Origin of the sequence: Pseudomonas sp. NFACC04-2 (genome assembly GCF_900119265.1) — a bacterium.
Taxonomy (GTDB): Bacteria; Pseudomonadota; Gammaproteobacteria; order Pseudomonadales; family Pseudomonadaceae; genus Aquipseudomonas; species Aquipseudomonas fluorescens_AA.
Map to the genome: position 1 here is coordinate 42671 of NZ_FPJC01000029.1, position 8806 is coordinate 51476.

An 8806-nucleotide genomic window follows, 5' to 3' on the forward strand; every position below is an offset into this window, starting at 1 on the left:
GCATGGCGGTCAAGGCAGTAAAAACCGACGTCTATACGTGGGAAGGCAAAGACCGTAAAGGCGCGAAAATGACCGGCGAGCTGACGGGACAGAGCCCAGCCCTGGTCAAGGCACAGCTGCGCAAACAAGGTATAAACCCGGAGAAGGTGCGCAAGAAATCCACCTCGATATTCAGCAAGGGCAAGCGCATCAAGCCCCTGGATATCGCCCTCTTCACCCGCCAGATGGCGACGATGCTCAAGGCTGGCGTGCCGCTGTTGCAGGCGTTCGACATCATCGGCGAAGGCTTCGACAACGCCAACATGCGCAAGCTGGTGGACCAGGTGAAGCAGGAAGTCGCCGCCGGCAACAGCTTCGCCGCCTCGCTGCGCAAATGCCCGCAGTACTTCGACGATTTGTACTGCAATCTGGTGGATGCCGGTGAACAGGCCGGTGCCCTGGATACGCTGCTGGACCGGGTCGCGACCTACAAGGAAAAGAGCGAAGCGCTCAAGGCCAAGATCAAGAAAGCCATGACCTACCCGACGGCGGTGATACTCGTCGCTGCGGTGGTCACCGGCATCCTGCTGGTCAAGGTGGTGCCGCAGTTCGAATCGGTCTTTTCAGGGTTCGGCGCACAGCTACCGGCCTTCACGGTAATGGTCATCGGCCTGTCGGAATTCTTGCAGGAATGGTGGTGGGTGGTGCTTGGCGGGTTTGTGGGGACATTTTTTGGCGTGAAATACGCCCTCAGGCGTTCCGAGCGCTTTCGTGACTGGCGCGATAAATGGCTACTCAAACTACCGCTGATAGGCTCCTTGATGTACAAGTCCGCTGTGGCCCGCTACGCCCGCACGCTCTCGACGACATTCGCCGCCGGCGTGCCGCTGGTCGAAGCCCTGGATTCAGTATCGGGTGCCACCGGCAACGTGGTATTCAAGCGCGCCGTGCAGCGCATCCGCCAGGACGTTTCCACCGGCATGCAGTTGAATTTTTCCATGCGCGCGTCAGGGATCTTCCCGAACCTGGCCATCCAGATGACCGCCATCGGCGAGGAATCCGGCGCGCTGGACGACATGCTCGACAAAGTGGCGAGTTTTTATGAGGCCGAAGTGGACAATCTGGTGGACAACCTCACCAGCCTGATGGAACCCTTCATCATGGTGGTCCTGGGGGTCGTCGTGGGTGGCCTGGTGGTTGCCATGTACCTGCCCATCTTTCAACTCGGCTCTGCGATCTGACATGCCCCTGAGCGAATTTTTCGTGCTGTACCCCGTGGCTTTCGTGCTTGTGGCGGCATTGCTCGGCCTGATCATCGGCAGCTTCCTCAACGTGCTGGTGTGGCGCCTGCCGAAGATGCTCAACCGCGAATGGCGCCTGCAAGCCCACGATCTGCTGGGCCTGCCGGCCGAGACCCCGGGCCCGGTCTACAACCTCATGCTGCCCCATTCCCAATGCCCGCACTGCGGCCATCGCATCCGCGCCTGGGAGAACATTCCGCTGTTGAGCTACCTGATGCTGCGGGGCCGCTGTTCGAGCTGCGCCGCGCCCATCGGCAAGCGTTACCCCCTGACCGAAGTGGCCTGCGGCGCATTGTCGGCGTTCGTCGCCTGGCATTTCGGCTTTGGCTGGCACGCCGCGATGGTGATGGTGTTGACCTGGGGCCTGCTGGGCATGAGCCTGATCGATGCCGAGCATCAACTGCTGCCCGATACCCTGGTGTTGCCGTTGTTGTGGCTGGGCTTGATCGTCAACAGCTTCGGGCTGTTCGTTTCCCTGGACCAGGCGATGTGGGGCGCGGTGGCCGGCTACCTGGCGCTGTGGTCGGTGTTCTGGGTGTTCAAGCTGATCACCGGCAAGGAAGGCATGGGCTACGGGGATTTCAAGCTGCTGGCGATGCTGGGCGCCTGGGGGGGCTGGCAGGTCCTGCCGCTGACGCTGCTGTTGTCGTCGCTGGTGGGCGCCGTTATCGGGGTCATTGTGCTGCGCTTGCGTGATGCGCCCGGGTCGACGCAGATCCCCTTCGGACCTTATCTGGCCATTGCCGGCTGGATTGCCTTGCTCTGGGGTGGTCAAATAACCGACTTCTATTGGCAGTCTGTCGGTTTCTAATGAATACCCCTCTGGAAAAACCCTGGATTCTCGGCCTGACCGGTGGCATCGGCAGCGGCAAGAGCGCGGCGGCCCAGCATTTCATCGATCTGGGTGTGCACGTCATCGACGCCGATCATGCGGCACGCTGGGTGGTCGAACCCGGGCGCCCGGCGCTGGCGAAAATCGCCGAGCACTTCGGCCCTGGCGTATTGCAGGCCGACGGCGCCCTGGACCGGGCGGCGCTGCGCAAGCTGATTTTCGAGCATGCCGATGAACGCCGCTGGCTCGAAGCACTGCTGCATCCGCTGATCGCCGAGGAAATCGCCCATCACCTGGCTCAGGCACAATCGTCCTACGCGATCCTGGTGTCGCCGCTGCTGATCGAGTCAGGGCAGTACGCTATGACGCAGCGGATCCTGGTGATCGATGCGCCGGAACAACTGCAGATCGAACGTACGTTGCAGCGCGACCAGACCAGCGAACAGCAGGTCCAGGCGATCCTCAAGGCCCAGTCCAGCCGCCAGGATCGCCTGAGCCATGCCGACGACGTGGTGGTCAATGATCGCGACCTCGCCTGGCTGCACAGCGAGGTCGAGCGCCTGCATCACTTTTACCTTACTTTGCGTGGAGGCCACTCATGAGCCAAGCCCCAACCGTTGATTGCCCAACCTGCGGCGCCCCTGTGGAATGGAGCCCGCAGAGCACATTCCGGCCGTTCTGTTCTGATCGCTGCAAACTGATCGACCTCGGCGCCTGGGCGTCGGAAGAACACAAGATCCCGGTCAGTCCCGACGCCGAGGATGAGCTGTTCAGCGAAGATTTCGAGCCTCGCTCACATCACTAAGGCCGCATGAAACCGTAGTCCTGTTCGTCGTCGAGGTTTTCCGCCAGGAAACTCAACTCGTCGGCCAGGTCTTCAGCGCTGCGCACTGTCTTGCTCTGCTGCACGATCGCACTGAGCAAGGCACGCAGGCTCAAGCCCGGGTCGAAACCGATCTCCATTGCGGCATCGTGGCTACGCCTGATCTCTTGTCTGGCCCACTCATAAACACTCATGGTTGTACTCCTGGAAGTTTTCCAGAGCATGCAGCGCGTGTGGTGGGGCAGCCTTGACGTGAATCAAGGCTTGTCATCATCGTTCCACGGTGCCGACAGGTAGCGCGTGCGGTTGAAGGTTTCCAGCCATTCGGGGCTGAACACCACCAACGCACTGATCACCATGCCGTTGATGAAAGCTTCGGGAAAAATGATCAACCAGAGGTAACCGATGAAATCCTCCAGCCAGTAAGGCATGGCGAATATACCGTCGTACCACAGCAGGCCAAGCCCCAAAAGTAGGCACGCCAACGCCGAAAACGCAGCGGCGAGAAACCCCGAACAGAAGATGTACACGAACAGATTGCGCGGCTGTGCGCGTTCCACCAGGATCGCGCTACATTCGGTGATCATTACCGGCAGCAGAATCAGCAGCACACCGTTGACCCCGACAGCCTCCATGTCCTGACGCCCCAGCAGCACCAGCGCAAGCTGGGCACAGAAACCACCCAGGATTGCCAGCGGCCAGTCCAGCAGCAACGTCACGGCGGTCATGCCGATGAAATGATACGAGACACCCGTGTCGAAATCCCGTCGCACCAGCCACAGCACGAACAACGCCAGCACCGTGCCGAACAGCAGATGCTGGCGACGGCTATCCGTGAACAACTCGACCCACGGTGCCCGCGCCACGGCCCAAGCCAACACCGGCACATAAACCAGCCAACCGACCGCCAGGGTGTGCGGCGATAGCAGTTCAGCACCGATCATGGACTACTCCTTTCGCTTGCCCTTGTCTCAAACAGGGATTACTTCAAACCAGCAGTCTACACCTCCCCCATAACGCCCATTAATCCACGCAACGCTTTCAGCTTGTCGCAATTGAACGCTAAGCTTGGGCTCATGGATGATTCCGATTATTTACGCCTGCTGACCATCGCGGCCGAGCAAGCCAACGCCTTTCTCTCCAATGCCCGCAAATGGGAGCGTGAGCGTTGGGTCTGCCAGCGTCTGCTGCAAGGGCTGAACGTGCCCTACCGGGCCGACGAATTCGCCCCCGCCGGAGAGCCGCCGGACGTGCTGTTTCGGGATGCCAATTTCGAGGTGTTTTTCGTGCTCGACGAGGGTCGCCGCCTCAATGACGAATGGCGCGATGAACTGCAACGTCGCCGCAGCGCCTTTTCCCTGAGCCAACTGGTGCGTCGCGAGGCCAAGCCCCGGCGGATCCCGGCCAATGAATTCCTGATGCGCCTGGCCCCGACCCTGCGCAAGAAAGCCCACAACTACACCGAACGCGGCATGGACCTGGGCGACCTGGACATCATCGCCTTCGCCAGCCTCAAGCGCGAAGTGTTGGACCTCAACAGTCACTTCCCACCGCCGACCGAATACCTGCGCCAGGGCTGGCGCTCGCTGTCGCTGGTGGGACCGACGTTTGCCCGGGTGCTGTTCGCCCATCCCGACGCGCCGGACTTTTTGCGAGGCAATCTGGGGCGCAGCATCGTGTTCGATGTCGGGATCAGCCTGTGAGCCCATTACAGGAACTGATCGCCGCCGTGCCGCAGCAGGGTCGCGTACGCTGGATTGGCGTGCGCCCCCAAGGTCACGCGCCAATGATCGAACTGGACGCTGTGGAGGCCCGCCTGGAAGCCGGACTGACCGGCGATCATGCCCGTCCCGGTGTGCGCAATGCGCGACAAGTGACGCTGATCCAATGGGAGCACCTGGCCGTGATCGGGTCGCTGATGGGCCGCCCCGAGGGCCAGCCGGTGCTGCCACAGGAGTTGCGACGCAATATTGTGGTCAGCGGCATCAATCTGTTCAGCCTCAAGGGCCGGCGCTTTCGCATCGGCCAAGCCATCTTTGAAACCACCGGCTGGTGCCAGCCCTGTGCCCGATTGGAGCGAAACCTCGGCGAAGGTACGTTCCAGGCCGTACGCGGCCATGGCGGAATCACCGCCCGGGTGTTAAAAAGTGGAATCATTCGCCTGGACGACAGCCTGAGCGTCGAACCTGTGCCGGCGAGCGGCTACGCAGCTTTCAATGCCGGCTAGCCGGACGCTGTAACGTCTTCACCTTCCGCAACGTCTACCTGACGAGGCCTTTATGACCAGCCGCCTGAACCCAGATGACCAGAAGCATGTCGAAGAGTACCTGCAACTGTCCCAGCACCGAGTCGAGCGCCGGCCTTTCCGGCCGTGGATGCTCCTGGTGGTGGTACTGGCCGTGACCATCGGCCTGGGCCTGTTGAGCCGACTGATCAGTTACCTGACGCTATGAGCCGCTTGGCGCTCGCTCGGGTAACGGCACCGAATTCCTTTAGCCTTGCGAGATATCCCCATGACTCATCGTATTGTCATCGTTGGCGGCGGCGCCGGCGGCCTGGAGTTGGCTACCCGTCTGGGTAAGACGCTGGGCAAGCGTGGCACGGCCAGTGTGATGCTGGTCGACGCGAACCTGACCCACATCTGGAAACCCCTGCTGCATGAGGTGGCTGCCGGTTCCCTGAACTCTTCCGAAGATGAACTCAACTACGTCGCTCAGGCAAAATGGAACCATTTCGAGTTCCAGCTCGGGCGCATGAGCGGCCTGGACCGGGAGCGCAAGAGAATCCAGCTGGCCGCCACCTATGACGAGGCGGGCGTCGAGCTGTTGCCGGCTCGGGAATTGGGTTACGACAGCCTGGTGATCGCCGTCGGCAGCACCACCAATGACTTCGGAACCGAAGGTGCGGCGCAGCACTGCCTGTTCCTCGACACCCGCAAGCAGGCCGAGCGCTTCCATCAGCAATTGCTCCACCACTATCTGCGTGCCCACGCCGGACAGACCGATATTGTCGAGCGCATCAGCGTCGCCATCGTCGGCGCCGGTGCGACCGGTGTCGAACTGGCGGCCGAGTTGCACAATGCCGCTCACGAACTGCACGCCTATGGCCTGGACCGGATCAAACCGGAGAACATGCACATCACCCTGATCGAGGCGGGTCCACGGGTCTTGCCAGCGCTGCCGGAGCGTATCGGCGGACCGGTGCACAAGACTCTGGAGAAGCTCGGGGTCAACGTCATGACCAACGCTTCCGTCAGCCAGGTGACCGCCGACAGCCTGATTACCGCGGACGGCCAGGTGATCGACGCGAGTCTGAAAGTCTGGGCCGCCGGGATTCGCGCTCCTGACTTCCTCAAGGACATCGACGGGCTGGAGACCAACCGGATCAACCAGCTGCAAGTGCTGCCGACGCTGCAGACCACCCGCGACGAGAACATCTTCGCCTTCGGCGATTGCGCCGCCTGCCCGCAACCCGGCAGCGATCGCAATGTTCCGCCCCGTGCCCAGGCCGCGCATCAGCAGGCCTCGTTGCTGGCCAAATCCCTGAAGCTGCGAATCGAAGGCAAGACCCTGCCCGAATACAAGTACACCGATTACGGCTCGTTGATTTCACTGTCGCGGTTCTCGGCGGTGGGCAACCTGATGGGCAATCTGACCGGCAGCGTAATGCTCGAAGGCTGGCTGGCGCGGATGTTCTACGTCTCGCTGTACCGCATGCACCAGATGGCGCTGTACGGCCTGTTCCGCACGGCCATGCTGATGCTGGGCAGCAAGATCGGGCGCGGGACCGAGCCTAGGCTCAAGTTGCACTGAAGATAAAAAGCACAGCATGAGCTGCTTAAGGTGACGATGAACTTTAGCGCTGTGTCGCCTGTTCCATAGCCTTCGCGAGCAAGCCCGCTCCCACAGTCGATCCCATACTCATGAGGTACTTGGTCTCCTGTGGGAGCGGGCTTGCTCGCGAAGACGGCGGTGCAGTCGCCCTCCCTCTAAAGAGTAACCGAGCGCCGTGACCTTCCGCCTGTCAAACCTGAAACCGTTGCACCATCGTGCGCAGCGAATTGGCCAGTTGCGACAACTCATGGCTGGAGGCACTGGTCTGGCCCGCGCCGGAAGCCGAGCGCACTGACAAATCACGAATGTTCACCAGGTTGCGATCCACCTCGCGGGCCACTTGCGCCTGTTCTTCGGCGGCGCTGGCGATGACCAGGTTGCGTTCGTGGATTTCATTGACCGAGGCCGTGATGGTCTGCAGCGCGTCCCCCGCCCGCTCCGCCATGGCCAGGGTGCTGGCGGCGCGAGAGGAACTGGCCTGCATGGAATCGAGTGCCTGGGTGGCACCGCTGCGCATGCCCTGGACCATTTGTTCGATTTCCTGGGTCGATTGCTGCGTGCGATAAGCCAGCGCCCGGACTTCGTCCGCCACCACCGCAAACCCACGTCCGCTTTCGCCGGCCCGGGCCGCCTCGATGGCCGCGTTCAGGGCCAGCAGGTTGGTCTGCTCGGCGATGGCGCGGATCACGTCCAGCACCTTGCCGATATCCTGCGATTGGCTGGCCAACGATTGCACCAGCCCACCCGTCACCTGCACATCGCTGGCAAGGGCGCCGATGGCATCGACCGTGTCGCTGACCCGCTGCTGCCCCAGGGACGCCGACTCACTGGACTGACGCGTGGCATCGGAGGTGGAAACCGCATTGCGCGCGACCTCTTCCACGGCCGTGGTCATTTCAGTGACCGCCGTGGCCGCTTGTTCAATTTCGTTATTCTGTTGTTGCAGGCTGTGGGTGCTGTCGAGCGTGACGGCGTTCAGCTCATCAGCGGCGGTGGCCAGCTGTGCAGCCGAGCCGCTGATGCCCTGCAGGGTCTCCCGCAGGTTCTGCTGCATAGTCGCCAGCGCCTTGAGCAAGCGGCTCACTTCGTCGTTGCCATGGGTCTCGATCGGTCGGGTCAAGTCGCCTCGGGCCACGTTCTCAGCGGCATTCAGCGCCTCGCCCAAGGGCTTGACGATACTGCGGGTGAGCAGCATGGCCAGCACGACCGTGGCCAGGGCCGCGAGTACCACGAACAGGCTGACGATCATCCGGGAATTGGCGTAGTGCTCCTGGGATTTCTGGCTCTCGATGGACACTTGCTTGGAGAACAACTCCGCCAAATCGTTAAGCTGCTTGCCGGATCCATCCACCACGGTCTTCATATCCACCAGCAACAGCTTGATCAGCTCGTCCCGACGGCCCTGCTCTGCCAAGGTGAAGGATTGGGCGATGCCCGTGCGGTAAGCGGCGAAGGTTTGCTTGAACTGGTCATAGAGCGCCTTGCCTTCAGGCGTGACGACGAGCTTTTCGTAAGCCGCGATTTTTTCGCTGAGTTCTTTGTCGCGGGTATCCATTTGTCCGCGGTACACCGGGATATTCTTCGGGTCCTGGTCCAAGGCCATGCGCAGGGAAATCGTGCGGATACGCAACATCCACTCGCGAATTTCATCACCACCGCGGATGCTGGGCAGCCATTGGGTTTCCACGGCGACTTCACTGTCACGGATGCTCGACATCTGCCCCAACGCAAACACCCCGAGCAACGCCACCAGCACGGCGATCAAGGCAAAACCCAACGCGGCACGCGGGGCGATATTCAACTGACGAAGAACCATAAAGGCTGCCTTTTTTATTGTTGGCCTGAGGTGGGGCCACGCCCCTGTCGCTGGGTTATCGGCAGGTCGTACGATGACTTAAGTCAGTCCACTTTATTGCAGGCAAAAAAAATCCCCGTATCTTTCGATACGAGGATTTTCAATATGGTCGGGGTAAGGGGATTCGAACTCCTGACATCCTGCTCCCAAAGCAGGCGCGCTACCGGACTGCGCTATACCCCG

At 61.4% G+C, this 8806-nt stretch carries 11 protein-coding genes, 1 tRNA gene and 1 pseudogene; 8 read left to right on the plus strand and 5 right to left on the minus strand.

Translation table 11 applies throughout. The annotated features are described in order from the left end of the window. Positions 1 to 2 precede the first annotated feature (2 nt). From BT125_RS26025 to yacG, 4 genes are read left to right on the plus strand one after another with little or no spacing between them, the layout of a single operon-like run. Complete coding sequence (locus BT125_RS26025; protein WP_072411769.1) at positions 3 to 1220, plus strand: type II secretion system F family protein; 1218 nt, start codon at positions 3 to 5, stop codon at positions 1218 to 1220. A 1-nt stretch (position 1221) separates the two neighbouring features. After that, the gene (locus BT125_RS26030) at positions 1222 to 2091 is read left to right on the plus strand and encodes a prepilin peptidase (protein WP_072411771.1); all 870 of its coding nucleotides are present in this window, start codon (positions 1222 to 1224) and stop codon (positions 2089 to 2091) included. Next, positions 2091 to 2714, plus strand: a complete 624-nt coding sequence (gene coaE, locus BT125_RS26035) for a dephospho-CoA kinase (protein ID WP_072411773.1) — start codon at positions 2091 to 2093, stop codon at positions 2712 to 2714. Before BT125_RS26030 ends, coaE begins: the two co-directional genes overlap by 1 nt. After that, the gene (yacG, locus tag BT125_RS26040) at positions 2711 to 2917 is read left to right on the plus strand and encodes a DNA gyrase inhibitor YacG (protein WP_072411775.1); all 207 of its coding nucleotides are present in this window, start codon (positions 2711 to 2713) and stop codon (positions 2915 to 2917) included. Before coaE ends, yacG begins: the two co-directional genes overlap by 4 nt. Here the strand turns inward: yacG and BT125_RS26045 are convergent. Both BT125_RS26045 and BT125_RS26050 read right to left on the minus strand, forming a co-directional pair. Then, on the minus strand, positions 2914 to 3129 hold the full coding sequence (locus BT125_RS26045) for a hypothetical protein (protein WP_053125334.1): 216 nt from the start codon (positions 3127 to 3129) through the stop codon (positions 2914 to 2916). The genes yacG and BT125_RS26045 overlap by 4 nt on opposite strands. Positions 3130 to 3192: 63 nt before the next feature. After that, the gene (locus tag BT125_RS26050; protein WP_072411777.1) at positions 3193 to 3879 is read right to left on the minus strand and encodes an energy-coupling factor ABC transporter permease; all 687 of its coding nucleotides are present in this window, start codon (positions 3877 to 3879) and stop codon (positions 3193 to 3195) included. 132 nt (positions 3880 to 4011) lie between these two features. Here BT125_RS26050 and BT125_RS26055 point away from each other — a divergent pair, with 132 nt between their 5' ends. The 4 genes from BT125_RS26055 to BT125_RS26070 are packed head-to-tail and all read left to right on the plus strand — an operon-like array spanning position 4012 to position 6747. After that, positions 4012 to 4638: a DUF1780 domain-containing protein gene (locus BT125_RS26055; protein WP_025215531.1), complete on the plus strand. Its 627-nt coding sequence runs from the start codon at positions 4012 to 4014 to the stop codon at positions 4636 to 4638. Further along, on the plus strand, positions 4635 to 5162 hold the full coding sequence (locus BT125_RS26060) for an MOSC domain-containing protein (RefSeq protein WP_072411779.1): 528 nt from the start codon (positions 4635 to 4637) through the stop codon (positions 5160 to 5162). The genes BT125_RS26055 and BT125_RS26060 overlap by 4 nt, the downstream gene beginning before the upstream one ends. 52 nt (positions 5163 to 5214) lie before the next feature. Further along, positions 5215 to 5388 carry a DUF3094 domain-containing protein gene (locus BT125_RS26065; RefSeq protein WP_003185543.1) on the plus strand — a complete coding sequence of 58 codons (174 nt, stop codon included), beginning with the start codon at positions 5215 to 5217 and terminating at the stop codon, positions 5386 to 5388. 60 nt (positions 5389 to 5448) lie between these two features. Beyond that, a complete protein-coding gene (locus tag BT125_RS26070; RefSeq protein WP_072411781.1) occupies positions 5449 to 6747 on the plus strand; it encodes an NAD(P)/FAD-dependent oxidoreductase in 1299 nt (432 codons plus the stop codon). 211 nt (positions 6748 to 6958) lie between these two features. Here BT125_RS26070 and BT125_RS30130 read toward each other — a convergent pair whose 3' ends face one another. The 3 genes and pseudogenes from BT125_RS30130 to BT125_RS26080 form a co-directional block, all read right to left on the minus strand. Further along, positions 6959 to 7822: a methyl-accepting chemotaxis protein gene (locus BT125_RS30130; RefSeq protein ID WP_371857830.1), complete on the minus strand. Its 864-nt coding sequence runs from the start codon at positions 7820 to 7822 to the stop codon at positions 6959 to 6961. After that, positions 7814 to 8584: pseudogene (locus BT125_RS30135) on the minus strand (MCP four helix bundle domain-containing protein); the annotation flags it as partial. The gene BT125_RS30130 and the pseudogene BT125_RS30135, both read right to left, overlap by 9 nt. A 145-nt stretch (positions 8585 to 8729) precedes the next feature. After that, positions 8730 to 8806, minus strand: a tRNA-Pro gene (locus BT125_RS26080).

Excerpts from the sequence above, each read along its gene's own strand:
- BT125_RS26050 (WP_072411777.1), bottom strand. The coding sequence starts at position 3,879 with ATGATCGGTGCTGAACTGCTATCGCCGCACACCCTGGCGGTCGGTTGG.
- coaE (WP_072411773.1), top strand. The coding sequence starts at position 2,091 with ATGAATACCCCTCTGGAAAAACCCTGGATTCTCGGCCTGACCGGTGGC.
- BT125_RS30130 (WP_371857830.1), bottom strand. The coding sequence starts at position 7,822 with ATGCAGCAGAACCTGCGGGAGACCCTGCAGGGCATCAGCGGCTCGGCT.
- BT125_RS26070 (WP_072411781.1), top strand. The coding sequence starts at position 5,449 with ATGACTCATCGTATTGTCATCGTTGGCGGCGGCGCCGGCGGCCTGGAG.
- BT125_RS26030 (WP_072411771.1), top strand. The coding sequence starts at position 1,222 with ATGCCCCTGAGCGAATTTTTCGTGCTGTACCCCGTGGCTTTCGTGCTT.
- yacG (WP_072411775.1), top strand. The coding sequence starts at position 2,711 with ATGAGCCAAGCCCCAACCGTTGATTGCCCAACCTGCGGCGCCCCTGTG.
- BT125_RS26045 (WP_053125334.1), bottom strand. The coding sequence starts at position 3,129 with ATGAGTGTTTATGAGTGGGCCAGACAAGAGATCAGGCGTAGCCACGAT.
- BT125_RS26065 (WP_003185543.1), top strand. The coding sequence starts at position 5,215 with ATGACCAGCCGCCTGAACCCAGATGACCAGAAGCATGTCGAAGAGTAC.
- BT125_RS26055 (WP_025215531.1), top strand. The coding sequence starts at position 4,012 with ATGGATGATTCCGATTATTTACGCCTGCTGACCATCGCGGCCGAGCAA.
- BT125_RS26025 (WP_072411769.1), top strand. The coding sequence starts at position 3 with ATGGCGGTCAAGGCAGTAAAAACCGACGTCTATACGTGGGAAGGCAAA.